The organism is Pseudarthrobacter sp. RHLT3-21, from assembly GCF_059383495.1.
The window spans coordinates 1-23,898 of record NZ_JBWZCI010000037.1; the positions used below are offsets into that span (position 1 = coordinate 1).

The 23,898-nt window shown below is 64.8% G+C and carries 18 protein-coding genes and 1 pseudogene; 5 read left to right on the forward strand and 14 right to left on the reverse strand.

Annotation, left to right across the window (positions count from 1 at the left end; all coding sequences use genetic code 11):
* Positions 1–186 (forward strand): hypothetical protein (locus AC50YA_RS21900; RefSeq protein ID WP_494984289.1); only part of this gene is annotated, 186 nt, incomplete at its 5' end.
* A 169-nt stretch (positions 187–355) separates the two neighbouring features.
* On the opposite strand, the gene AC50YA_RS21905 is transcribed toward AC50YA_RS21900, so the two are convergent.
* Genes AC50YA_RS21905 through AC50YA_RS21915 form a run of 3 tightly spaced genes read right to left on the reverse strand, consistent with a single transcriptional unit; the run spans position 356 to position 7,912 of the window.
* Complete coding sequence (locus AC50YA_RS21905) at positions 356–4,036, reverse strand: 1,4-alpha-glucan branching enzyme (protein WP_494984290.1); 3,681 nt, start codon at positions 4,034–4,036, stop codon at positions 356–358.
* A gap of 1 nt (position 4,037) precedes the next feature.
* Positions 4,038–5,834 carry a maltose alpha-D-glucosyltransferase gene (treS, locus tag AC50YA_RS21910; RefSeq protein WP_494984291.1) on the reverse strand — a complete coding sequence of 599 codons (1,797 nt, stop codon included), beginning with the start codon at positions 5,832–5,834 and terminating at the stop codon, positions 4,038–4,040.
* Positions 5,831–7,912, reverse strand: a complete 2,082-nt coding sequence (locus tag AC50YA_RS21915; RefSeq protein ID WP_494984292.1) for an alpha-1,4-glucan--maltose-1-phosphate maltosyltransferase — start codon at positions 7,910–7,912, stop codon at positions 5,831–5,833. The genes treS and AC50YA_RS21915 overlap by 4 nt, the downstream gene beginning before the upstream one ends.
* A gap of 152 nt (positions 7,913–8,064) precedes the next feature.
* Here AC50YA_RS21915 and glgP point away from each other — a divergent pair, with 152 nt between their 5' ends.
* Entirely contained in the window at positions 8,065–10,683 is a 2,619-nt protein-coding gene (gene glgP, locus AC50YA_RS21920; protein WP_494984293.1) for an alpha-glucan family phosphorylase, read from the forward strand.
* Positions 10,684–10,804: 121 nt separating this feature from the next.
* Here the strand turns inward: glgP and AC50YA_RS21925 are convergent, their stop codons facing one another.
* From AC50YA_RS21925 to AC50YA_RS21960, 8 genes and pseudogenes are all read right to left on the reverse strand, one after another.
* Positions 10,805–11,164: a barstar family protein gene (locus tag AC50YA_RS21925; protein ID WP_494984294.1), complete on the reverse strand. Its 360-nt coding sequence runs from the start codon at positions 11,162–11,164 to the stop codon at positions 10,805–10,807.
* 8 nt (positions 11,165–11,172) lie between these two features.
* A pseudogene (locus tag AC50YA_RS21930) lies at positions 11,173–11,394 on the reverse strand (guanyl-specific ribonuclease); the annotation flags it as partial.
* Between the two features lie 75 nt (positions 11,395–11,469).
* On the reverse strand, positions 11,470–13,581 hold the full coding sequence (gene glgX / locus AC50YA_RS21935; RefSeq protein WP_494984295.1) for a glycogen debranching protein GlgX: 2,112 nt from the start codon (positions 13,579–13,581) through the stop codon (positions 11,470–11,472).
* 148 nt (positions 13,582–13,729) lie between these two features.
* Entirely contained in the window at positions 13,730–14,719 is a 990-nt protein-coding gene (rlmB, locus tag AC50YA_RS21940) for a 23S rRNA (guanosine(2251)-2'-O)-methyltransferase RlmB (RefSeq protein ID WP_160677800.1), read from the reverse strand.
* Positions 14,720–14,787: 68 nt separating this feature from the next.
* Complete coding sequence (gene cysS / locus AC50YA_RS21945; protein WP_494984296.1) at positions 14,788–16,254, reverse strand: cysteine--tRNA ligase; 1,467 nt, start codon at positions 16,252–16,254, stop codon at positions 14,788–14,790.
* 73 nt (positions 16,255–16,327) lie between these two features.
* Complete coding sequence (ispF, locus tag AC50YA_RS21950; protein WP_494984297.1) at positions 16,328–16,825, reverse strand: 2-C-methyl-D-erythritol 2,4-cyclodiphosphate synthase; 498 nt, start codon at positions 16,823–16,825, stop codon at positions 16,328–16,330.
* A 2-nt stretch (positions 16,826–16,827) separates the two neighbouring features.
* Positions 16,828–17,634, reverse strand: coding sequence for a 2-C-methyl-D-erythritol 4-phosphate cytidylyltransferase (gene ispD, locus AC50YA_RS21955; RefSeq protein ID WP_494984298.1), 807 nt, complete (start codon positions 17,632–17,634; stop codon positions 16,828–16,830).
* A gap of 136 nt (positions 17,635–17,770) precedes the next feature.
* Positions 17,771–18,253: a CarD family transcriptional regulator gene (locus AC50YA_RS21960; RefSeq protein WP_026266570.1), complete on the reverse strand. Its 483-nt coding sequence runs from the start codon at positions 18,251–18,253 to the stop codon at positions 17,771–17,773.
* Positions 18,254–18,508: 255 nt separating this feature from the next.
* On the opposite strand from AC50YA_RS21960, the gene AC50YA_RS21965 reads away from it, so the two are divergent.
* Complete coding sequence (locus tag AC50YA_RS21965) at positions 18,509–19,075, forward strand: hypothetical protein (RefSeq protein ID WP_494984299.1); 567 nt, start codon at positions 18,509–18,511, stop codon at positions 19,073–19,075.
* A 107-nt stretch (positions 19,076–19,182) separates the two neighbouring features.
* On the opposite strand, the gene AC50YA_RS21970 is transcribed toward AC50YA_RS21965, so the two are convergent.
* Together AC50YA_RS21970 and AC50YA_RS21975 are read right to left on the reverse strand one after the other, a co-directional pair.
* Positions 19,183–19,863 carry a response regulator gene (locus tag AC50YA_RS21970; RefSeq protein WP_494984300.1) on the reverse strand — a complete coding sequence of 227 codons (681 nt, stop codon included), beginning with the start codon at positions 19,861–19,863 and terminating at the stop codon, positions 19,183–19,185.
* The gene (locus tag AC50YA_RS21975) at positions 19,860–21,068 is read right to left on the reverse strand and encodes a sensor histidine kinase (RefSeq protein ID WP_494984304.1); all 1,209 of its coding nucleotides are present in this window, start codon (positions 21,066–21,068) and stop codon (positions 19,860–19,862) included. Before AC50YA_RS21975 ends, AC50YA_RS21970 begins: the two co-directional genes overlap by 4 nt.
* A gap of 202 nt (positions 21,069–21,270) precedes the next feature.
* Between AC50YA_RS21975 and phoU the strand changes: the two genes are divergently transcribed.
* The gene (phoU, locus tag AC50YA_RS21980) at positions 21,271–21,924 is read left to right on the forward strand and encodes a phosphate signaling complex protein PhoU (protein WP_494984301.1); all 654 of its coding nucleotides are present in this window, start codon (positions 21,271–21,273) and stop codon (positions 21,922–21,924) included.
* 134 nt (positions 21,925–22,058) lie between these two features.
* On the opposite strand, the gene AC50YA_RS21985 is transcribed toward phoU, so the two are convergent.
* Complete coding sequence (locus AC50YA_RS21985; RefSeq protein WP_494984302.1) at positions 22,059–22,805, reverse strand: phosphoglyceromutase; 747 nt, start codon at positions 22,803–22,805, stop codon at positions 22,059–22,061.
* 109 nt (positions 22,806–22,914) lie between these two features.
* On the opposite strand from AC50YA_RS21985, the gene AC50YA_RS21990 reads away from it, so the two are divergent.
* Positions 22,915–23,775 carry a class I SAM-dependent methyltransferase gene (locus tag AC50YA_RS21990; protein WP_494984303.1) on the forward strand — a complete coding sequence of 287 codons (861 nt, stop codon included), beginning with the start codon at positions 22,915–22,917 and terminating at the stop codon, positions 23,773–23,775.
* The last annotated feature ends 123 nt before the right edge of the window (positions 23,776–23,898 follow it).

Consider the following 23,898-nt stretch of genomic DNA (forward strand, 5'->3'; position numbering starts at 1 on the left):
ATCAACAAACTTGGCACACTATTGAGTTCTCAAACAACAGACACACCCGGCACCACCACAACCATTCAATCGGCCGTGGATCGCTCCGGAGCAACTTTTCAAAGTTACCGGCTGGTCTCCATCTTGTCAAACCGGCGTCCGCGACTTCGTCAGCCTAAGGCTTTCGTGTCGGTTTTTTCGGTCTGACTCCGTGGAGCAGCGCGGAAATAAACTCTACCACCACTTTGCCGGGATGACCAACCAAGCCCGAGGCGGTCCCCTGCCACCCCACGCCGAAGGCAGCAAAAAGCCCGGAATCTCAAGGAATCCCGGGCTTTTCGCCGTGCAGTTAAGAGAGCCGGTTCACACCAGGCGGTCAGCCGGCCGCCGGCGGAACGGGCTTGAAGTACGCCGCACCCAGGGGCGGCAGGGTCACGGTCAGCGATGCCGGCTGGCCATGAAGCCCTTCATCCAGGGCAATCAGCTCACCGCCGTTGAGGACACCCGAACCGCCATACGCCGCCGCATCGGTGTTCAGCACTTCGGTCCAGGCCCCGGCCGCGGGAACGCCGAGGGCATAGCCCACATGCGGACCGCCGGAGAAGTTGATGGCGCACACCAGAGGATTGCCCTCCTTGTCCCAGCGGACAAAGGTCAGGACGTTGCGGTCGGCATCGCCACCGTTGATCCACTGGAAACCACCGGGCTCGTTGTCCCGCGCGTAGAGAGCCGGCGTCGAGCTGTAGATCTCGTTGAGGTCCTTGGTGAGGAGCTGCATTCCCCGGTGCGCCGGAATCTCGGCCAAATACCAGTCCAGTCCGTGCTGCTCGGACCATTCAGCCTCCTGGCCGAATTCGGTGCCCATAAAAATCAGCTGCTTGCCCGGGTGCGCCCACTGGTACGCAAAGAAGGCGCGCAGGTTGGCCAGCTGCTGCCAGCGGTCCCCCGGCATCTTCCGGAGCATGGAGCCCTTGCCGTGCACTACTTCGTCGTGGCTGATGGGAAGCAGGAAGTTCTCGGTGAACGCGTAGACCATGGAGAACGTCAGCGTGCCGTGGTGCCACTTCCGGTTGACCGGGTCCTCGGAGGCGTACTTGAGGGAGTCGTGCATCCAGCCCATATTCCACTTGAGCCCGAAGCCCAGGCCGCCGTGGCTCGTCGGGGCGGTGACGCCGGGGAAGGCTGTGGACTCTTCGGCGATCATCACCGCGCCGGGGTGGGTCTTGTAGACGGTGGCGTTGACTTCCTGGAGGAAGGAAATGGCTTCCAGGTTCTCGCGTCCGCCAAAGCGGTTGGGCGACCACTGCCCCTCTTCACGCGAATAGTCCAGGTAGAGCATCGAGGCCACCGCATCCACCCGGAGTCCGTCGATATGGAACTCATCAAGCCAGTACAGCGCGTTGGACACCAGGAAGTTCCGGACCTCGGTGCGGCCGAAGTCGAAGATCAGCGTTCCCCAGTCGGGGTGCTCGCCCAGGTTCGGGTCGGCGTGCTCGTACAGGGGTTCGCCGTCGAACTGGGCCAGGGCCCAGGCATCCTTGGGGAAGTGCGCCGGGACCCAGTCCAGCAGCACGCCGATTCCGGCCTGGTGCAGGGAGTCCACCAGGAACCGGAATTCGTCCGGATGGCCAAAGCGCGACGTCGGCGCAAAGTAGGACGTCACCTGGTAGCCCCAGGAGCCGCCGAAGGGATGCTCGGCCACGGGCATGAACTCAACGTGGGTGAAGCCCAGCCATTTGACGTAGTCCACCAGTTCCTTGGCGAGCTCGCGGTAGCCCAGGCCAAGGCGCCAGGATCCGAGGTGGACTTCGTAGGCGCTCATCGGCGAATTGTGCGGGTCACGCTGGGCGCGTGCCTCCATCCATTCGGCGTCCTTGAACGCGTAGGACTGCTCCACGACCCTGGAGGCCGTCAGCGGCGGGACTTCGGTGCCGAAGGCCAGGGGATCGGCCTTTTCGACCCAGTAGCCGCCCTTGGTTTTGATCTCGAACTTGTAGCACGCCCCTGCTAAAACACCGGGCAGGAAGACTTCCCACACGCCTGAGGATCCCAGCGAGCGGAGTGAGTTTTGCCGGCCGTCCCAGGTGTTGAAGTCGCCTTTGACGCGGACCGCCTGCGCGTTCGGCGCCCAGACGGCGAAGGAGACGCCGTCAACGTCGCCGAGGGAGGACTTGTAGTGCTGGACGTGCGCACCAAGGACTTCCCACAGCTTCTCGTGCCGGCCCTCGCCGATCAGGTGGAGGTCCACTTCACCCACGGTGGGCAGGTAGCGGTAGGGCTCATCCATGGTCAGCGGAGCGGCACCAGGATAGGTGACCTCCAGCCGGTAGTCGGGCACGTGGCCGGCCTGCAGCGGCTCCAGGACTGCCACCCAGACGCCGTTTTCCTCGTGGGTCATGGGCACTGCACCAACGGCAGTCACCACGCTCACTGCCTCCGCGAGGTGCTTGACGGTCCGGACAGTCACATGGCCATGGTCGTCCAGGTGGGCACCGAGCACCGAGTGCGGGGCGTGGTGTTCACCGTTCGCCACGCGGGCCAAGGTTTCCGGGTCCACGTGTAGAGGCACACGGGGCCGGTCTGTACGTGCTGAGCCTGTCATTTTGATACCTTCCGATGCTGCCCGGGCCTGATCGCCGGAGCCTTTAACGCTGAGGAGCCGCCTGGAGGCATTCGTTGGAATGGCCAGCCAGTCAGGTCTGTTACGCAATTCATAAACGACTTCGTAAAGGGCCTTGTCCAGCCACAATGCCACAAAGAGCGGTGAAGTCCGGTCGATGGTGCCGGGTGTGACTGAGGCGTAGCCGGCAAGGAACGCGTCCGCGCAATCATCGACCCAGGACGCAGGAACGCGGGCACCCTGATATTCGCGCTCTGCCGCGCCGGCCGCGTAGTCGAAGGAACGCAGCATCCCCACCACGTCCCGGAGCGGAACATCGGGGAAGTTGCGTTCGGCGATGGGCCGCAGTGGCTCACCCTCAAAATCAAGGATGGCCCACCGGCCGGGCTGGCCGCCGTGGCCGGGGACCTGCAGGATCTGGCCAAGGTGGAGATCGCCGTGGATGCGCTGCAGCGGCCCTGCCGGCACGCCGTCGAGCTCGCCAAGAAGCGCCCCTAACGCCTCGTCGTAGGGCCCGACGGCGGCACCGGCTTCCGCCCATGCCTGCCGGACCCGCTGGGCTACTCCGGGCGCAATAAGCTCACCCGGGGCCGGTTCAACTGCTGTGCCGAGGGCTTCTGCCAGCCGGCGGTGGACCGTGGCCGTGGCCGCACCCAAGGCATGCGCCTCGGCGGTGAAATCGGCGCCGGTGCGGGCGGCATCCACGGCAAGGCGCCAGGCATCACGGCCGCCGGCGAGGAATTCGTGGGCCACGGCAAGTTCGCCCCGCGATGGCGCCTGTGCCGGGAACTCCGATGATGCCGGCGCTTGCCATTCCCCGCGGACCCACCCCAGCGTGGCCGGAACCTCGGAGGTGCCTTGGGCCGTCAGTGCCGCGCCCACCTCGACCTCAGGGTTGTTCCCTTCAGAGAGGACCCGGAAGAATTTCACGATCGCCGCGGACTCGCCGTCGTCAACAATGACCGAACTGTTGGACTGCTCGCCGGACAGGACTTTGACCACTCCGTGTGCGGTAGGCAGACGGTGCTCCGAGCGCGTGCGGTGGCCCGTCGCCGAACCCGTCCTCGAGCCTGCTTCGGAGCGGATCAGCTCCAGCCAGGAGGACACAAAGGAAGGATCGTGCACGGCGTCGTAGATCCAGGCCATGCCCGCCTCGGGAGCCTGGCCGACCAGTGCCCGCTCCGCTCCGGCAAGCGGACTTGCCCGGTAACTCAGCGGGACCTGGACCACGTCAGTCCGGAGTCCGCCGTCGGCCGCCCGGGAGGACACAGCCAGCAGGAATATCTCCAGCCGCGCCTGCCCCGCGGCATCCTCGAGGCTCAGGCTGCCTGCCTGCTCCAGCGAAAAATCGGCTGTCTTTACGGGGAACCAGCGCTGGCGCGGAAGCCATTCCCGAAGGACAGCGCTCAGTGTGGCGGTGAGGGTGGGCTGGGCCATGTCAGTTCTCGATGGACAGGATGGGCAAGGCTTGCGTGTATGGGGAGGCCGGGTTGGACGTCGCCGAGCGGATCCGCAGCCAGAAGAAATCATGGCTTCCCAGGGTCAGCGTCAGTGATCCGTCGTCGTCGATCCCGGGAAACGCCTGCCCCCCGAACACATCGCGCAGTCCGCGGCCGGCAAACTGGGGAATCCGCAGTTTTGCCGCGACGGGGTGCTGCGAAAGGTTGAAGGCGCACAGGATGGATTCGCCGGCCACTCCCGCGGAGTTGTCATCCGAAAGTTCGCGCAGATACGCCAACACTGAGTCGTGGTCGGCTTCGACATGTTTGAACGCGCCCAGCCCGAAGGCCGGGTGGTTCTTGCGGACGCTGAGGATTTGCCGGGTCCAGCGGAGCAGGGAACCGGAGTGGGCGGACTCGGCTTCCACATTGGCCATGCCGTAGTTGTACACCAGCGACTGGATGACGGGCAGGTAGAGCTTGCCGGGATCAGCGTTGGAGAATCCTGCGTTCCGGTCCGGGTTCCACTGCATGGGGGTGCGCACAGCATCGCGGTCATCGAGCCAGATATTGTCCCCCATGCCGATCTCGTCCCCGTAATACAGGAACGGGCTGCCCGGCAGCGACAGCAGCAGGGCATTGATCAGTTCGATCTCGGCGCGGGAATTATCCAGCAACGGTGCAAGGCGCCGCCGGATACCGATGTTGGCGCGCATCCGGGGGTCGGGGGCATACCAGCCCAGCATCGCCGCACGCTCGTCGGCCGTGACCATCTCCAGCGTCAGTTCATCGTGGTTGCGCAGGAAGGTCCCCCACTGCGCCCCTTCGGGGATCTCCGGGGTGTCATGCATGGTCTCGATGATCGGAGCGGCCTTCTGGTCGCGCAGGGCGTAATAGAGGCGCGGCATGATGGGGAAGTGGAACGCCATGTGGCATTCGGGCTCTTCAGCTGTTCCGAAGTACTCCACCACCTCGTTGGGCGGCTGGTTGGCTTCGGCGATGATAACGCGGCCCGGGTAGCTTTCATCCACCATGGCCCGCAGCTTGCGCAGGAAATCGTGGGTGGCCGGCAGGTTTTCGCAGTTGGTCCCCTCCTCCTCGAAGAGGTACGGGATGGCGTCCGCCCGGAAACCATCGATGCCTTGGTCCAGCCAGAAACGGACCACATCAAAGAGCGCTTCGATGACCTTGGGGTTTTCAAAGTTCAGGTCAGGCTGGTGGCCGAAGAAGCGGTGCCAGAAGAACTGCCGGCGGATGGGATCGAAGGTCCAGTTGGACTCCTCTGTATCCACGAAAATGATGCGGGCGTCCTGGTATTTCTCGTCCGTATCGCTCCACACGTAAAAGTCGCCGAAGGGTCCGTCCGGGTCCTTGCGCGATTCCTGGAACCAGGGGTGCTGGTCCGAGGTGTGGTTCAGCGGCAGGTCAATGATGACCCGGACGCCGCGGGCATGGGACTCGGCCACCAGCCGCTTGAAGTCGCTGATGGTGCCGAACTCATCCAGGACGGAGTTGTAGTCCGAAATGTCATAGCCGCCGTCACGCAGCGGGGACTGGAAGAACGGCGGCAGCCACAGGCAGTCCACGCCAAGCCACTGCAGGTAATCCAGCCTGTCGATCAGGCCGGAAAAGTCGCCCGAACCGTCTCCGTTCGCATCCGCGAAGGCCCGCACCAGCACTTCATAGAACACGGCCTTCCGATACCACAGCGGATCGTGGGGCAGGCCGGGGGCGTTTAGCTCAAACGTGCTCCTGGGGGTGAAATGCTGACCGGAACTCGGCGGATTGAAGCTCACTGATGCAATCTCCTCACGCTCAGGATGTGTGCGGGCTCGACATGTGCGTCCAGGCGGACGTAGTTGTATTCGCCCCATTCCCAGGATTCGCCGGAAATGAGGTCATCCACCCGGAACCCGCCATTGGGCGACAGGTCTTCGGGGTCAAGTTCCAGGGCCGCCAGGTCCAGTGAAATGGTGCTCTCCCGGGTGCCGTGCGGATCAACGTTGACCACCACAATGATGGTGTCCTTGGTGCCGTCCGGCAGGGTCTTGTGCTTGGAGTAAACCACCGTGGCGTCGTCGGTGCTGTGGTGGACCGTGAGGTTCTGCAGGTCCAGCAGCGCCGGGTGGTTGTGCCTGATCGCGTTGAGCCTGGTCAGGTACGGCGCCAGGGTGCGGCCCGAGGCCGCGGCAGCATCCCAGTCACGGGCCTTGTATTCGAATTTCTCGTTGTCGATGTACTCTTCCGCGCCGGGGCGGGCAACATGCTCATACAGTTCGAAGCCGGCATAAACGCCCCACAAGGGACTGGCGGTGGCGGCCAGTGCGGCGCGGATCTTGAACGCCGCCGGACCGCCGAACTGCAGGTACTCCGTGAGGATGTCAGGCGTGTTGACAAAGAAGTTGGGCCGGAAGTACGCCGGCGACCCGTGGCTGACTTCCGTGAAGTAGGTTTCCAGTTCCTTCTTGGTGTTCCGCCAGGTGAAGTAGGTGTATGACTGCTGGAAGCCCGCCCGGCCGAGGGCGTGCATCATGGCCGGGCGCGTGAACGCTTCCGCGAGGAACACCACGCCGGGGGTCTTTTTGTTGACCTGGCCAATGAGCCATTCCCAGAACCACACAGGTTTGGTGTGCGGATTATCCACCCGGAAGATCTTCACGCCATGGCTGACCCACAGCAACACGACCCGCAGGATTTCCTTCGCAAGCCCTTCCGGATCATTGTCGAAATTGAGCGGGAAAATATCCTGGTATTTCTTGGGCGGGTTTTCCGCATATGCGATGCTGCCGTTCACCCTGGTGGTGAACCATTCCGGGTTGGACTGTACCCATGGGTGGTCCGGCGCGGCCTGCAGCGCCAGGTCCAGGGCGACTTCCAGGCCCAGTTCGTTGGCGCGGGCCACAAAAGCGTCGAAGTCCTCGAACGTGCCCAGCTCCGGGTGGATGGCGTCGTGGCCACCCTCCGTGGCGCCGATGGCCCAGGGCGAGCCGGGATCGTGCGGGCCGGCAATCAGCGTGTTGTTGGGGCCCTTGCGGTGCTGGACGCCGATGGGGTGGATCGGCGGCATGTAGAGCACGTCGAAGCCCATTTCCGCCACGGCGTCCAGCCGCTTCGCTGCGGTCCGGAAATTCCCGGACGTCCATGCCCCGGTGGCGGCGTCCCTGACGGCGCCTTCGGACCGGGGGAAGAATTCGTACCAGGCTCCGCGGCCTGCGAGATCGCGCTCCACCAGCAGCGGGAACTGCTCGGAAACGGTGACCAGTTCGCGGATCGGCTGGCGGTCCACCACGGCGGCCACGTCCGCGCCGAAGCCGGCTGCCAGGCGTTCCTCATCGGTGAGGGACCCGTTCGCAAGAATGGAAGACGCCATGCGCAGGGTGCGCCGGTCCGACGCATTGCGGGAGGCGTCGGCGGCCGCATCTGAGAGCAACGCTGAACCTTCGGCGAGCATCAGCTCCACGTCGATGCCTGCCGCTACCTTGACCTCGGCGTTGTGGTGCCAGGTTCCATAGCGGTCGTGCCAGACTTCAATGAGGAAGGTCCAGTTTCCAACGGCCGACGGCGTGAGGATGCCCTCCCAGCGGTCCGTGCCGAGGCCGCGTTCCCCCTTGGGCGGCGCCAGCCTGACGCGCTGGCGTTCCTTCCCCCGGGGATCCAGGAGGACCGCGCTGACACCCAGTTGGTCATGCCCCTCCCGGAAGGCGGTGGCGCCCACCACAATTCCCTCTCCCGGCAGTGCCTTGGCCGGATAGTTCCCACTCTCCACCACAGGCTCCACGGCGGTGATCGGAAACCGGCCAAATCTTAGTCCGTCGGTGATTTTGCCTTTCGGCTTTTTCTTTGAGGCGGCAGGGATTACTGAGTTAGTCGTCACAGGCTCGACGTTAGCGAGAAATGGTCCAGATTGCTAAGCCTGCGCTGCTTTTTGTCGCCGCGATTCGACTTATCCGCCGCGCCAACTGTCATTTACCTAAAAGAAAGCCAAAGCGGTTCCGGACGTTGATGTTGTCGGTTAGTGTGGCGCAGGTGAAGGCAATCCGCAGATTTACCGTCAGAACAGTCCTCCCGGAACCCATCAGGCCGCTGGCCCGGTTGGCCACCAACCTGCGCTGGTCCTGGCACCGGCCCACCCGTGAACTTTTCGCGGCCCTGAACCCCCGCATCTGGGAGGAATCCGGCCAGGATCCCATCAGTTTCCTGGGCCGGGTCAGCCGCGAAGAGTTCCAGCGCCTCGCCGCCGACCAGACGGTAGTGGACCAGATCCGTGCCGCCGCCGAGGACCTTGACCGGTACCTTGAGCAGCCCCGCTGGTACCAGGGCCTGGGCGAGGATGCTCCCGCAGCCATCGCCTACTTCTCCCCCGAATTTGGCATCACCGAAGTCCTGCCGCAGTACTCCGGCGGCCTGGGCATCCTGGCCGGCGACCACCTCAAGGCCGCCTCGGACCTCGGCGTGCCCCTGATCGGCGTTGGCCTGCTGTACCAGGCCGGCTACTTCAAGCAGTCCCTTTCCCGCGACGCCTGGCAGCAGGAAACCTATCCGGTCCTCGACCCTGACGGGCTGCCCCTCACACTCCTCCGTGAGCCGTCCGCCGACGGCAACGGCCGGCCCCTGCAGATCTCGCTCCCGCTCCCCAACGGGCGCCGGCTGCTGGCACACATCTGGCGTGCCGACGTCGGACGCGTTCCCCTGCTGCTGCTGGACTCCAACGTTCCCGGCAACGACGACGCCGCCCGCGGCATCACCGACCGCCTCTACGGCGGCGGCGGCGACCACCGGCTGCAGCAGGAGCTCCTGCTGGGCATGGGCGGAGTCAAGGCGCTGCGCGCGTACCAGCAGCTGACCGGGACCGCGGCGCCGGAGGTGTTCCACACCAATGAGGGCCACGCCGGCTTCCTTGGCATTGAGCGCATCCAGGAACTGATGGACGGCGACGCCGCCCTCAGCTTCGACGAAGCCCTCGCCGCTGGCCGGGCGTCAACGGTTTTCACCACCCACACTCCCGTTCCGGCCGGCATCGACCGTTTCGAGATTTCCCAGATCCACCACTTCTTCCAGGCGGGGCTTGCGCCCGCGGTACCGGTGGACCGGATCCTGGAACTGGGCCGGGAAAACTACGCCGACGGCAATCCGTCAGTCTTTAACATGGCCCTGATGGGGCTCCGGCTGGCACAGCGGGCCAACGGCGTCGCCAAGCTGCACGGCGAGGTATCCCGCGGAATGTTCTCGGCGCTGTGGCCCGGGTTCGACCACTCCGAGGTGCCCATCACGTCCGTTACCAACGGCGTGCACGTGCCCACGTGGGTGGACGGGCGCATCTCCCGGCTCGCGCGGGAACAGTTCGGCTCCGAGGCCGAAGCCATGGGCCGCTGGGACCTTGCCTATAACGTCAGCGACGCGGACGTCTGGGCGCTGCGCCGTGAAATGCGCACAGCACTGGTGGAGGACGTACGCCGCCGGCTCCGGGCCGCGTGGAAGAAGCGCGGCGCCGCCGACGCCGAGCTTGGCTGGACCGACAGCGTCCTGGACCCTGATGTCCTGACCATCGGTTTCGCCCGGCGCGTGCCCACCTACAAGCGCCTGACGCTGATGCTTCGCGAGCCGGACCGGCTCAAGGCGTTGCTGCTGCATGCGGAGCACCCGATCCAACTGGTGATCGCCGGAAAGTCCCACCCGGCAGATGATGCCGGGAAGAAGATGATCCAGGATCTGGTCCGCTTCACCGACGACCCCCAGGTCCGCCACCGCATCGCCTTCCTGCCGAACTACGACATCGCGATGGCCAGGACGCTTTTCCCGGGCTGCGACGTGTGGCTCAACAACCCGCTCCGCCCTTTGGAGGCGTGCGGCACGTCGGGCATGAAGGCCGCCATCAACGGTTCGCTGAACCTTTCGGTGATGGACGGCTGGTGGGATGAAATGTACGACGGCGAGAACGGCTGGGCGATCCCCACCGCCAACAATGACGCGTCCCCCGAAGAGCGGGACGACATCGAGGCGGCGGCGCTGTACGAACTCCTGGAAACTCAGGTAGCGCCGCGCTTCTATGGGAACACGGTGTCTGACAGTGCGGGTGCTGCCGGTCCGTCCACCACGGGCACGGAGAAAGTCCCCACGCACTGGGTGTCAATGATCAAGCACACCCTGTCGCATCTGGGCCCGGCCGTTTCCGCCGAGCGCATGCTGCACGACTACGTCAACCTGCTCTACCGCCCCGCAGCCGAGGCCGGACGCAGGGCCGTTGCCGACTCCTACGCCCAGGCCCGCGTCCTGGCGGCATGGACGGCCAAGGTGCGTTCCGCCTGGCCGCTGCTGCACGTTGAACATGTGGACTCCGTGGGAGTTTCCGAGGATCCGCAGATCGGGGACACCCTGCAGGTGAACGCCTACATCGCGCTGCACACCCTGTCGCCGGAGGACGTTTCCGTGGAGGTGGCCTATGGCCGCGCCGAGGAAAGCGACACCCTGGCGGACGTCACCCTGATTGAGTTGAGCTCGAAAGAGGATCTGGGCGAAGGGCGCCACCTGTTCAGCGGCTCCCTGCTGATCGACCGGTCAGGTCCGTTCGGCTACACCGTCCGCGTCCTGCCCCGGCACGAGGCGCTGGCTTCCAAGGCCGAGCTGGGGCTGATCGTCAACGCCTAAGCCGTTTCCAGACATCCGCCGGATGTCAGTCATCCTCCGCGTGCTGCTCCTCCGTCGCTCTGACGCACGCTTCCGGATAACTGACATCCGGCGTTCGTTATGGCCGAGGCGGTTGGCGACGCTAGTTTTGGAGGACGGCCGTGACCGCCAGGTCACGGCCGTCGTAGCTCTCGGCGTCCTGGAGGATCTCGCAGATGATTCCAAAGGTCCGGTCCCCGCGGAACGCTGCGGCCACCTGCCAGAGGACGGTCACCGGGGCACCCCCGTCTTCGCCGATGCTGTCCGCGAAATCGTGCAGGGAATCGTTCAGGGCATCCATGTTCACGCCGTAGTGCTCAGGGAAGGCGAGCACTTCGCCGAAGGTTTCCAGGACCGCCCTTTTACTGTCGGCAGCAGGGACCAGCAGGCTGCGGCGGCCGGCGTCGGATATCTGTTCCTGCAGTTCCTCGATGGTCCAGGTATCGGCGGAGTAGAGTTTCATGACGGTGTTCAGCTGCCTTCTGTGATGAATTTAAACGAGTCGTAGTGGTCCTGCGTGTAGTACTTCTCGCCCTCGGAGCCGGTGACGATGCGCCGGGCTCCCCTGTCCGATTCACCCGGGGTGGGCACGGTGTACTCGCGGTAGTAGCCTGAATCCTGCCGCGGGAGAATGCGCTCAAAGTTGCCGAACGTCTTGTTGTCCTGGCTGTAGCGGTAGGGGCCGCCGAAAACGAACACCGCTATGGCCAGCAGCCCGGTCAGCAGCAGGGCAATGGAGCGGTTGCGCAATTCTGGTCCCCTCGGCAGTTACGTGCGGTAGATGTTGATCGAGTTCGCCTCGATGAGGTCCGTCTCGCCGGACGCCACGCGGCTGCCCTGTCGAAGCTCGTGAAGCGGCGACGTTGTCAGCCGGAGTTCGAATATCCTGCGGGGCGTTCCGTCGTCGTTCTTGAGTTCCGGAAGGGTGATCTTCACATCGGAGGTGCTGCCGTTGACCACCACGAGGCCTGCCACCGGACCGTCGTCCGAGCCAAGCAGGAGCTGCATGACGCGGTGCCGGGGATCATTCCACTGATCCATGGACATGGGCTGCCCGGAGTGATCAAACCAGTAGATATAGGACTGCTCATCCCGCGCCGGAAAATCATGGGGTTGGCTTGCCAGGAACTCCTTGCGCAGCCGGACGTAGCGCTTGGTGCTGCGGAGCATCTCCGCGGATTCCGGGGTGCGCGTCCAATCGATCCAGGCCAGGGGGTTGTCCTGGCAGTAGGCGTTGTTGTTGCCCTGCTGCGTGCGCGCGAGTTCGTCACCCGCGGTGATCATGGGCACACCCAGGGAAATCATCAGGGAGGCCATCAGGTTCCGCCGGGACTGCGCCCGCTGCGCCACGATGGTCTCGTCCTCGCTCCGGCCCTCGACGCCGTGGTTGTAGCTGCGGTTGTCCCCGTGCCCGTCCCGGTTCTGCTCGCCGTTGGCCTCATTGTGTTTACGGTCGTAGGACACAAGGTCGTTGAGGGTGAAGCCGTCGTGTGCCGTGATGAGGTTGACCGACGCCAGCCTGGAGCGGCCTGACGCTTCAAAAAGCCCGGCCGATCCGGACAAGGCATCAGCCAGCCGCGCCACGGACCCGCCGTGCCCGCCGGCCTCGATGGCCGCCCGGTCGGCCAGCCAGAAGGAGCGGACGCCGTCGCGGAAGTGGTCGTTCCAGTCAACCCAGCCGCCCGGGAACCGTCCCGTCTGCCAGCCGCCGTAGCCGACGTCCCACGGCTCGGCGATCAGTTTCACGTCGGACAACACAGGATCGGCGGCCACGGCCACCAGGAACGGGTGGCGGGGATCAAACTCGTTGTCAGCGTTCCGGCAGAGCGTCACTGCCAGGTCGAAGCGGAAGCCGTCGATGTGGAATTCGTCCACCCAGTAGCGGAGGGAATCCAGCACCAGCTGGACCACCCGGGGCTGGCCGAAATTCAGGCTGTTGCCGCAGCCCGTGGTGTCGATGTATTTCCCGTGGCCATCCGTGCGGTAGTAGGTGTCCTCGCCGAGTCCGCGGAAGCTGATGGCCTGGCCGTCCGGACCGCCCTCGGCAGTGTGGTTGTAGACAACATCGAGAATTACTTCAAGTCCTGCCGCGTGGAGCAGCTTGACCATTCCCTTGAACTCATCCTGGACGGCGTGTGGTCCTGCATCCTGCGCAGCCTGCGTTGCATAGGCCGCGTGCGGCGCGAAAAACGCGGCCGTGTTGTAGCCCCAGTAGTTGGTCAGGCCGAGGTTCTGCAGGTGCAGCTCATCGAGGTGGAAGTGCACCGGGAGCAGCTGGACAGAAGTGATGCCCAGGCTCTTGAAGTGCTCGATGATGGCCGGATGGGCCATTCCGGCGTAGGTTCCGCGCAGTTCTTCGGGGACATCGGGGTGGAGCATGCTCTGGCCGCGGACGTGGGCCTCGTAGATGATGGTGTTCCGCCACTGCGTCCGGGGCCGTTCGTGGTCGCCCCAGTCAAAATCGCCGGCCATCCGGACGCTCGTCAGGAACCCTTCCCGCTGGTCCACCGCCCGGCCGTAAGGATCGAGCAGAAGAGGCTGCCCGCCGTCGTCGTCCAGGTCCATAACGGGGACCGCCAGCGGCAGCGTCTCAGCCTTGGACGTGGCGCGGAACCCGTACAGCGATCCGTACGGGAAATCTTCAACAATTCCGTGGTGCACGCCATGGGTGACGTTGGGCAAGGTCTGCAGATGCCAATCACCACCGGCGGCCTTGTAGGCAATCTCAAGGTTCTCCACGGCCGGAGCGTACACGGCCACGTTCGCGCTGGACTGCACGCCGTAATCCGCTCCCGAAGCCGGGCGCAGGACGCTGACACCGAGCGGATATGCCGAAGAGGCATCCTTGGTGGAAGCGGTGTCGAAAAGCGGCATGACCATCATCTCAATGGTAGCGGCCAGAGGCTGCTGAACTGCACTGGTGCTTTTATGACGCCGTCCCGGGGGCACCCGGTCCTGGCGAACCGCCGGGAGTTCTCAAGAGACAGCAACGCTCCCCCACCGAAGTGAGGGAGCGTTCCTCGGTACCTTACTTAACGGCGCGCTGCCTGGAGATTTCGTACAGCGAGATGCCAACGGCCATGGACGCGTTGAGCGATTCCATGGCGGAGTTGATCGGGATGGAGACGATCTGGTCGCAGTTTTCGCGGACCAGGCGGCTCAGGCCCTTACCCTCGGAACCGACCACAATGCATACGGGCTCCGTGGCCAGGGTGAGGTCAGGCAGCGAAACGTCGCCGTCGCCGTCGAGCCCCAGGACGAAGATGCCCATGTTCTTGAACTGCTTCAGGGCACTGTTCAGGTTGCCGGCACGTGCCACCGGAACACGAACGGCCGCGCCGGCGCTGGTCTTCCAGGCCGATGCAGTGACGCCCACGGAGCGGCGTTCCGGGACGATGACGCCGTGGCCGCTGAAGGCCGAGACGGAGCGGATGATGGCACCGAGGTTTCGCGGGTCGGTGATGCCGTCCAGGGCAACAAACAGCGGCGCGTTGGCTACGTGGCCCTTCTTCCAGCGGTCCACGGTTTCCTCGGCCAGGTCATACGCGTCCTGGTACTCGTAGGGCGGGATCTGCAGGACCAGGCCCTGGTGCACGGCGTCTTCCGTCATGCGGTCCAGTTCGGTCTTGCCGGTCTCGAGCAGCGGGATGCCGCGTTCGGCGGCGATCTTCAGCGACTCCTTGACGCGGTCATCCATTTCAATCCGGATGGCGATGTGCAGGGCCTTCGCAGGGATCCCGGCGCGGAGGGCTTCGACAACCGAGTTACGGCCGGTGACAACTTCCTCGGTGGCGCGGCCCTTGGGGCCCGAGCGGGAGGCGCCGGCGCTGCGCGCGCCCGTGCCGCGCTTGGCGGCCGAACGTTCGGAAAGCTGCTTGCTCTTGTGCGCCTTGTGGTACGGGCGGTCCTCCGCCTTGGGCGTGGGGCCCTTGCCTTCCAGGGCCTTGCGGCCATGGCCACCGGTTCCGATGGTTGGCCCCTTCTTTGCTTTGACCGACCGGCGACCGTTGTTGGCCATGATTTTCCACCCTTGATTGTTTGACTGAGTCTGCTTACCAGTCTACTGAATCAAGTAAAATCGCCGGTTCAGTCCCGTTGCAGGCTCCAGGTAGCGCCATCTGGCCCATCTTCGACGACGACGCCGGCCGCCTTCAGCGTGTCGCGGATGGCGTCGGAGGCAGCCCAGTCCTTGGTGGCCCGGGCCTGCGCGCGGGCAGCGAGTTGGGCTTCCACGAGGACGTTGAGGGCAGCCGATTCCCGGGCGTTACCGGCGTCGGGCGCAGCAACGGCGTTGAGTCCCAAGGCGGTGGTCATGATCATGACCGCGTTCATCGCATGCCGGCCCGCTTCGTCGTCGCCTTCTGCGAGGGCGTTGTTGCCGGCGCGCACCGTTTCGTGCAGGGCCGCCAAGGCGCGCGGGACGTTCAGGTCGTCATCCATGGCCGCCGAGAAAGTCCGGAGGCTCTCCGTGGACGGGCCGAAGTTGCCGGCGACAAAGCCGAAGTCGGTACCGAAGCGGGCGACGGCCTTCGCCTGGAATCCGTCGATGCGTTCGACGGCGGCGGCGGCCTCTTCCAGCGACGTGGGGCGGTAGTCCAGCACTGAGCGGTAGTGTGCCTGCCCGAGGTAGTAACGGACCACCCGCGGTGACGCGAGGTCCAGCATCTCCGAAGGGCTGATGGTGTTGCCGATGGACTTGGACATTTTTTCGCCCTGGTAGGTGACCATGCCGTTGTGCATCCAGAAGTTGGCGAAACCATGCCCGGCGGCCTGGGACTGGGCCATCTCGTTTTCGTGGTGCGGGAACCGCAGGTCCAGTCCGCCGCCGTGGATATCAAATTCGGTGCCGAGGTACTTCGTGACCATGGCGGAGCATTCCAGGTGCCAACCGGGGCGGCCGGCGCCCCAGGGCGAGGCCCAGCTCGCCGTCGTCGGCTCTCCTTCTTTGGAGCCCTTCCACAGCGCAAAGTCGCGGGGGTCCTTTTTGCCGCGCGGATCCGCGTCCGGGGCGCCCTGCATGTCGTCAATGTTCTGGCGCGTCAGTGACCCGTACTTGTCCCAGGACCGTACGTCGAAGTAGACGTCGCCGGAGTCGTCCAGCGCCGGGTAGGCGTGGCCCCGGACGATCAGCTGCTGGATCAGCGCGTGCATTTCGGGGATATGGCCGGTTGCCCGGGGCTCATAGGTGGGGCGGCCAACACCGAGCGTGTCGTAGGCCTGCTGGAACGCCTGCTCGTAGCGGTAGGCCAGCGCCCACCATTCCTCCTCGCGGACGGTGTCCGGTCCGGCTTCGAAGTCCGGGCTGAACGACTCGGCAGACTTGGCGAGGATCTTGTCGTCGATGTCTGTGACGTTGCGGACAACGGTGACCCGCAGCCCCTTGTACTCGAGCCAGCGGGTGAGCTGGTCAAAGGCGATCGCCGAGCGGATGTGACCCACGTGCGGCATGCCCTGCACGGTGGCTCCGCAGTAGTACAGGCTCGCTTTTCCCGGGACGAGGGGAACGAAGTCACGGACTTCGGCGGCAGCGGTGTCATAGAAGCGGAGAGTCACCGCTCCAGATTAGCGGAAAAGGCCTGAGCGCCGGCCCCCGCGCGATATCCGGCCTGAACGGCCCGGGGTTGAATCAACGCGGATAGACCAAAGCGGTGGCGACGGCGGAAATGCCCTCGCCCCTGCCGGTGAATCCCAGTCCGTCGCTGGTGGTTGCGGTGACACTGACCGGAGCCCCGGCCGCTTCGCTCAGCACACGTTGGGATTCTTCCCGCCGCGGCCCGAATTTGGGCCGGGTAGCAACGAACTGGACCGCGACGTTGCCGATCTCAAAGCCGGCAGCACGGACAATCCTCGCCGCCTCGGCCAGGAGCGTGATGCCGGAGGCGCCGGCGAACTCCGGGCGGTCGGTGCCGAAGTGCGTGCCGAGGTCCCCGATGCCGGCGGCCGAGAACAGGGCGTCAGCGGCGGCATGGGCCACCGGGTCCCCGTCCGAATGCCCGGCCAGTCCACGCTCGCCCTCCCAGAACAGCCCGCCCAGCCAGAGCGGCCGGGGAAGGTCATCGGAGGCGTAGGCATGGACATCCAGGCCGATACCGGTACGCGGCAGGATCATCTTGGCCTCACTCATGATTAGCCTTCCACCCAGCGGATGCCCAGCGGGCCTTCCAGCAGCCCTTCGGCAATGATCAGGTCCAGCGGAGTGGTGATTTTCAACGACTGGGTGGCGCCATGCACTGCGTACACGGGAACTCCCAGCAACTCCACCAGCATGGCGTCGTCGGTGACCGCCGCAGCCCGCTTCTCGTCAAAGCCCGCCGCCGCCTGATGGGCCTGGAGCAGTGTGGCCAGGCGGAACCCCTGGGGCGTCTGGACCGAACGGAGCTCTTCCCGCGGGGCGGTCCCCGTCACGAGTTCCGGAGCGATCCTGCTGCCGTCACCGCTGGTCGGGGTAACCATCTTCACTGTATCCACCACCGGTACCGCCGGAATCACGGCAACAGCGCCGGCGGCCAGCGCATCAACCACGCGGTGGAAGACGTACTCGGGCGTCAGCGCCCTGGCGGCGTCATGGACCAGGACGGCTTCGGTCCCGTCCAGCAAAGCGGCCAGCGCTGACCGGACGGACTCGGACCGGGTGGCGCCGCCGTCGACCGTTGTCAGCAGGGGAAGCGGGTTCTCCGGGTTGTCGTCGTGCCCCGCCCGGAGTTCCTCGGCGAAGGCCGCGCACAATTCCTGCAGGACGGTGTCGCCGGGCGGCAGGGCCACACAGATCTGGCGTGCGACGCCCGCGGCGGCGACGCCCCGGAGGGCATGGGTGAGGATGGTGTCACTCCCCAGTGGAACGCGCGCCTTGGGCATGCCGTAACCCAGCCGTTCGCCGGAACCGGCAGCCACGATGACGACGGCGGTGACGGGGCGGGGCAGTCCGTTGTTCATGCTGTCCAGCCTACGTGCCCGCCTGCCCGGCCTGCCGAATCCCACCCGCACGACGCGCCTGCCTCAGTCGACGCGGGGTCTGGAAAAGGGCAAAAAGAAGCCCCGGAGGCACTTTCGTACCCCCGGGGTTCAATTCTTAGGAAGCCAGGACTTCGTCGAGAACGCTTGCAGCCTTCTCTTCATCAGTCTTTTCAGCCAGTGCAAGTTCTGAAATCAGAATCTGCCTGGCCTTGGCCAGCATGCGCTTCTCACCTGCGGAAAGGCCCCGATCGTGATCACGGCGCCAGAGGTCGCGAACAACCTCTGCTACCTTGATGACGTCACCGGAAGCAAGCTTCTCCAGATTTGCCTTGTATCTGCGCGACCAGTTGGTGGGTTCTTCAGTGAACTCAGCCCGGAGAACATCAAATACGTGCTCCAGACCTTCTTTGCCCACTACGTCACGGACCCCAACAAGGTCAACGTTCTCTGCTGGAACTTCAATGGTCAGATCACCCTGAGCCACCTTGAGCTTGAGATACATCTTCTCTTCGCCCTTGACAGTGCGCATCTTGATTTCTTCAATTTTTGCAGCACCGTGGTGAGGATAAACTACTGTCTCGCCGACCTCAAATACCATGTAAACATTCCCCTTTCCCGCAGACCAGTTTATCACGATTCAGGCATATGACTGGCCCGGAACCCGGCCCGGAACCCCGTGATTACGCGGAAAATGGGCGGAATCGACCCCCTTCAACCCCTTGACGGATGCAGATAATAGTGCATGCGCGGCCCGCTGCCAAGGGCAATGTGACCGTGCGGAATCCTCGTTTGGTCCGGTTTGCCGTTAGGCTATGGCTGAATAATGTTTCAAGACTCTCGAGGAGTACGTGACGTGCGTTTCACTGCGATGAACCGGGCCCAGGGCGGCAAACTGGCACTGGCGGCAGGATCCCTGGCCCTCGTCCTGGCGACGATGACCGGCTGTGGCTACATCAACCCCCAGCAGACTTCTCACCAGTACGCGGCGTCGGACGGTATCCGCGCGGACCTGGGTCCCCTGCAGCTGCGCAACATGCTGCTTGTCTCCGCCGGTGAAGACAAGCCCGGCCGCCTGCTCGGCGCCGTTTACAACTCCTCATCGCAGGACGTCAAGCTAACGGTCAACGGGGCCGAGGGTTCGCAGACGCAGGTGCCGGTGAAGGCCAACTCCTACACCCTGCTCAACGACTCCACGGATGAGGCCGTCCTCAGCACCAGCGGCGGCATCGCCGGTTCGATGGTGGACGTCAAGGTCACTGAAGACGGCACCAACGTGAGCAAGACTGTCCGGATCCCCATCATGGATGCGTCGCTCGCGGAGTACAAGGAGTACCTGCCGGCCGGCAGCGAACCGACCGGATCCGCCTCACCCAGCCCGTCGCCGTCGCCGTCGGCCACCAGTACTGCTGCGGCCCACTAAGTAGCAACCACAAAGCACAAAAGGAGGGTCTCCCCGCGGGGAGACCCTCCTTTTCTGCGCTTTCTGAAGACTCGTGGGCGTGGCCTGGTGTGCCGTACCGGCGGGGCCTACGGCTCGAACTTGTAGCCCAGGCCGCGGACGGTTACCAGGTAGCGGGGCACGGAGGGGTCGGGCTCGATCTTGCCGCGCAGCCGCTTGACGTGCACGTCCAGGGTCTTGGTGTCCCCCACATAGTCCGAACCCCAGACGCGGTCGATCAGCTGGCCGCGGGTCAACACGCGGCCGGAGTTGCGCAGCAGCATTTCCAGCAGCTCGAATTCCTTCAGCGGCAGGAGGACCTGCTGGCCGCCCACGCTCACCACATGCCGTTCGATGTCCATCCGGACGGGACCCGCCTGGACTGTGGCCGAGATCAGTTCCTCGGGTTCGCCCTGCCGGCGGAGCACGGCCCGGACGCGGGCCACCAGTTCGCGGGAGGAGTAGGGCTTGGTGACGTAGTCGTCCGCACCCAGCTCCAGGCCGACCACCTTGTCTATTTCGGAGTCCTTGGCCGTCAGCATGATCACCGGGACACTGGAGCGCTGCCTCAGCTGGCGGCAGACCTCGGTACCTGACAGGCCCGGGAGCTGCAGATCCAGCAGCACCAGGTCCGCCCCGTTCCGGTCGAATTCGGTGATGGCGTCCAGGCCGTTGTCCACAACTTCAACTTCGAACCCCTCCTTGCCCAGCAAATAGGACAACGGGTCACTGAAAGATTCTTCGTCTTCGACAATCAAAATCCTGCTCAAGCGCTGGCTCCTTGCTCATGTACGCCGCGTTCTTTGACACGCTCGGGTACGGCTCGTTGTTTGACACCTGCAGTATCCGGTTCGTCCTGGTTTTCCATCTCAGGCAGCCGCAGGGTGAAGGTGGAACCCTGGCCGGGCCGTGACCACAATGTCACTTCGCCGCCGTGATTGGAGGCAACGTGCTTGACGATGCTCAGGCCCAGGCCAGTTCCGCCAGTGTGGCGCGAACGCGCCGCATCCACCCTGTAGAAGCGCTCAAAGACACGCTCCTGGTCCTCCGGGGTCAGCCCCTCGCCCTGGTCAGTGACCGACACTGCGATCAGCCCGTCCTTGGACCGGACGCCCACGCCCACCCTGGTGTTTTCCGGGGAGTAGCGGATGGCGTTGTCGATCAGGTTACGCAGTGCTGTCACCAGCAGGTCCCGGTCACCAAAGACTGTGGCTTCAACCCGGTCACCCACCACGATCCGGATATTCTTGCTTTCAGCGGGGAGCTGGGACCGGTCCACTGCTTCGGTGATGACCGTGTTTATGTCCACGGCCTTGCCCTCCTGGGAGACGCTTGCGCCCTGGAGGCGCGAAAGTTCGATGATGTCCTGGACCAGGGCGGCCAGCCGGCCTGATTCCTTGTGCATCCGCTTGGCGAACCGGCGGACCGCTTGTTCGTCGTCGGCTGAGGACTCCAGCGCCTCGGCCAGCAGGGAAATTGCGCCCACGGGGGTCTTCAGCTCGTGGGAGACGTTGGCCACGAAGTCGTTTCGGATCTCTTCGGTGCGGGTGATTTCGGTGCGGTCGTCAGCCAGCAGCACGATATATTCCTCGCCCAGCATGGCTGCCCGGACCTGCACGATGATAGTTCCCTGGCCCAGCGGACCGCGCGGCAGTTCCAGCCGTTTTTCCAGGATCACGCCGTCGCGGCGCACGCCGGCCGTCATGTCCAGCAGTTGCTTGTGGACCACCGTATGGCCGCGTACCAGGCCGTACGCATAGGCTGCGGGGCTGGCGCGCACCACACCGTCCACCGCGTCCACCACCACAAAAGCCCGTCCGACGACGGCCAGCACTTCCGCGGCACCGGCCGGCAAAGCGGGTTCGTCCAGGTCGACGTCAACAAGCTTGCGCTGCTTTTCACTGATCCTGAAAGCGAGCACGCCGAAGGTGCCGAGCGACAGGCCGACCAGGCCGGCGATGACACCGATGAGCATAGGATCCACAGCTCCAGCTTAGGCGGTGGTTCCTGCCCGGACGGTGCCTCTTGGGCCATTGCGGGGACGGTTCAGCTAACGTTCATCTACAAGCGGCTAATCGTTTACCGGACGCTGACAGAGTTATACGTTGGAGTGCCGAATGGCGACATGAGTTCCGTCTGCCACCTGAGGGGCGGAGTTCCAAAGAAAGGACGCCCACGTGCGTAAGGTTTTTCAGGAAGAGCTGACCCAGGTGGGTGAGCAGCTGGTGGAGATTTCGAAGCTGGTCAGCGAGGCAATGGGGAAGGCCGCTACGTCCTTCCAGGTTGCCGACGTTGATCTGGCGGAGGACGTCATTGCCGCGGACGCCCGCATCGACTTTTTGCAGACCAGCCTCGATGAGCGCGCCATCGATATCCTGGCCCTGCAGGGGCCGGTGGCCAGCGACCTGCGGATGATCGTGGGCTCCTTGCGCATGAGCGCTTCCCTGGAGCGGATGGGTGACCTGGCCCGCCACATCGCCCAGCTGGCCCGGCTGCGCTTCCCGTCCACGGTGATTCCTGCGTCCATGACGGAAACGTTTAACAAAATGGCGGAGCAGGACCAACTGATCGCGGACAAGCTCGTCGTGCTGCTGGAATCCCGGGACCTCGAAGTGGCCCGCGACATCCTCAAGGCCAACAGCACCATCGACGATCTTCACCTGAGTGTCTTCAAGGCGATCGCCGCGCCGGACTGGACCGAGTCCCCCGCCACCACCGTGGATGTGGCGCTGGCCAGCCGCTACTTCGAACGGTTCGCCGACCACGGCGTGTCAGTGGCCCGCAAGGTCACGTACCTCGTCACCGGCGAATGGCAGCCGCAGGGCATCTAACCCCCTGAGTTTTTGTCCACTTATCGCCGGTTCCATGGCGGTTTGGACGGATTATCTGGACAAAAACTTCAAAGAATGTACGACGGCGGACCGGTCACCTGAGGTGACCGGCCCGCCGTCGTTCGTCTACTGCTTTACTTTTTGCCCTGGTTGGCCACTGCCAGGATGGCCTCCGCGGCGGCGGCCGGATCCAGGTAGGTGCCGCCCGGCTTGATCGGCTGGAAGTCCTCATCCAGGTCGTAGACCAGCGGGATGCCCGTGGGGATGTTCAGGCTGGCGATGGCGTCGTCGCTGATGCCGTCCAGGTGCTTGACCAGGGCGCGCAGCGAGTTGCCGTGGGCGGTGACCAGGACGGTCTTGCCTGCCTTGAGGTCCTCCTTGATTTCTGATTCCCAGTAAGGAAGCAGGCGGACCAGGACATCCTTGAGGCACTCGGTGCGGGGCAGTGCCTCGCCGAGGTCCGCGTAACGGGGGTCGTGGGCCTGGGAGAACTGGGAGTCGTCGGCCAGGGGCGGCGGCGGGGTGTCGTAGGACCGGCGCCATTCCATGAACTGCTCTTCGCCGTATTCGGCCAGGGTCTGTGCTTTGTCCTTGCCCTGCAGGGCGCCGTAGTGGCGTTCGTTCAGGCGCCAGTCCCGCTTGACGGGGATCCAGCCGCGGTCGGCCTTGTCCAAGGAGATGTTGGCCGTGTTGATGGCCCGCTTCAGGAGCGAGGTGTAGAGGACATCCGGGAGAAGCTCGTTCTCGACCAGGAGCTCGCCGCCGCGTGCTGCTTCCTCGCGGCCCTGGTCGTTGAGGTCAACGTCCACCCAGCCGGTGAACAGGTTCCTGGCGTTCCATTCGCTGTGGCCGTGGCGCAGCAGAATCAGCTTGTAAGTCATGATTTTTATCCTAGCCGAGGCACAGCGCCGCCCGCCTTGCGTTACAAGGGGAGACACTGCTCGAGGATTCGGAAGGCACCGGAAGGAATCGCAGGGATAGGGTGGGGCGGTGGTGCAAAAAGCGGAACGGGTGGCGAACGCCCAGATCTCGGGCAGGACCCCCGGCGGGCCGGGCAGACCCGCCAGGCCAGGCAGGCCCGTTGGAAACGTCACTCGGGGCACCACCAATCCCAACCGGATGCGCCGCGTGGACCGCTGGCTCACCGGCCCCCAGGCATGGCGCCTGCGCGCTGCCGAAGACCCCCTCGTGGTTGACCTGGGCTACGGCGCAACGCCTGCCACCGCCGTCGAACTTTTTGAACGCCTCCGCGCCGTCCGGCCGGACGTGCGGGTGTGTGGAATCGAAATCGAGCCGGAGCGCGTACGCGTGGCCAAGGCGCTGGAGAGGCCCGGGCTGAGCTTCCAGGTGGGCGGTTTCGAGTTGCCACTGTCCGGGCGTCCGGTGCTGGTCCGCGCCTTCAACGTCCTGCGGCAGTACGAAGAGGCTGATGTGGCGGGGATCTGGCGGCTGGTCCAGGGCCGGCTTGCCCCCAACGGGCTCTTTATCGACGGGACGTGCGATGAGATCGGACGGCGGGTGACGTGGGTTGCCCTCGACGCCGGGCGGCCGTTGTCACTAAGCATGTCCGTGCGGTTCGGCAGCTTTGACCTGCCGTCGGAAATTGCCGAGCGGCTGCCGAAGGCGCTGATCCACCGCAACGTTCCGGGCGAGCCCGTCCACCGGCTGATGCAGGCCATGGACCGGGCCTGGCTGGAGTCGGCGCCGCTGGCCTCGTTCGGCAACAGGCAGCGCTGGCACGCCATGTGTAAGGCACTGCTCGACGGCGGGTGGCCGGTTCAGGACGGGCCGTCGCGGTGGCGCCTGGGCGAACTGACGGTGGCCTGGGAGGCTGTGGCGCCGTCCGTCTAGTGGGGGCCCACGCCGGCAGGGTTCCCTGAGCGAGCTTGCGAGCTGAGGGGGCCGGTGGTTGGGCCCACGCTGGCAGGGTTCCCTGAGCGAGCTTGCGAGCTGAGGGGGCCGGTGGTTGGGCCC

Excerpts from the sequence above, each read along its gene's own strand:
- ispF (WP_494984297.1), bottom strand. The coding sequence starts at position 16,825 with ATGAGTGAGGCCAAGATGATCCTGCCGCGTACCGGTATCGGCCTGGAT.
- glgX (WP_494984295.1), bottom strand. The coding sequence starts at position 13,581 with ATGGTCATGCCGCTTTTCGACACCGCTTCCACCAAGGATGCCTCTTCG.
- ispD (WP_494984298.1), bottom strand. The coding sequence starts at position 17,634 with ATGAACAACGGACTGCCCCGCCCCGTCACCGCCGTCGTCATCGTGGCT.
- AC50YA_RS21975 (WP_494984304.1), bottom strand. The coding sequence starts at position 21,068 with ATGCTCATCGGTGTCATCGCCGGCCTGGTCGGCCTGTCGCTCGGCACC.
- AC50YA_RS21960 (WP_026266570.1), bottom strand. The coding sequence starts at position 18,253 with ATGGTATTTGAGGTCGGCGAGACAGTAGTTTATCCTCACCACGGTGCT.
- AC50YA_RS21925 (WP_494984294.1), bottom strand. The coding sequence starts at position 11,164 with ATGAAACTCTACTCCGCCGATACCTGGACCATCGAGGAACTGCAGGAA.
- rlmB (WP_160677800.1), bottom strand. The coding sequence starts at position 14,719 with ATGGCCAACAACGGTCGCCGGTCGGTCAAAGCAAAGAAGGGGCCAACC.
- AC50YA_RS21905 (WP_494984290.1), bottom strand. The coding sequence starts at position 4,036 with ATGGCCCAGCCCACCCTCACCGCCACACTGAGCGCTGTCCTTCGGGAA.
- AC50YA_RS21985 (WP_494984302.1), bottom strand. The coding sequence starts at position 22,805 with ATGACTTACAAGCTGATTCTGCTGCGCCACGGCCACAGCGAATGGAAC.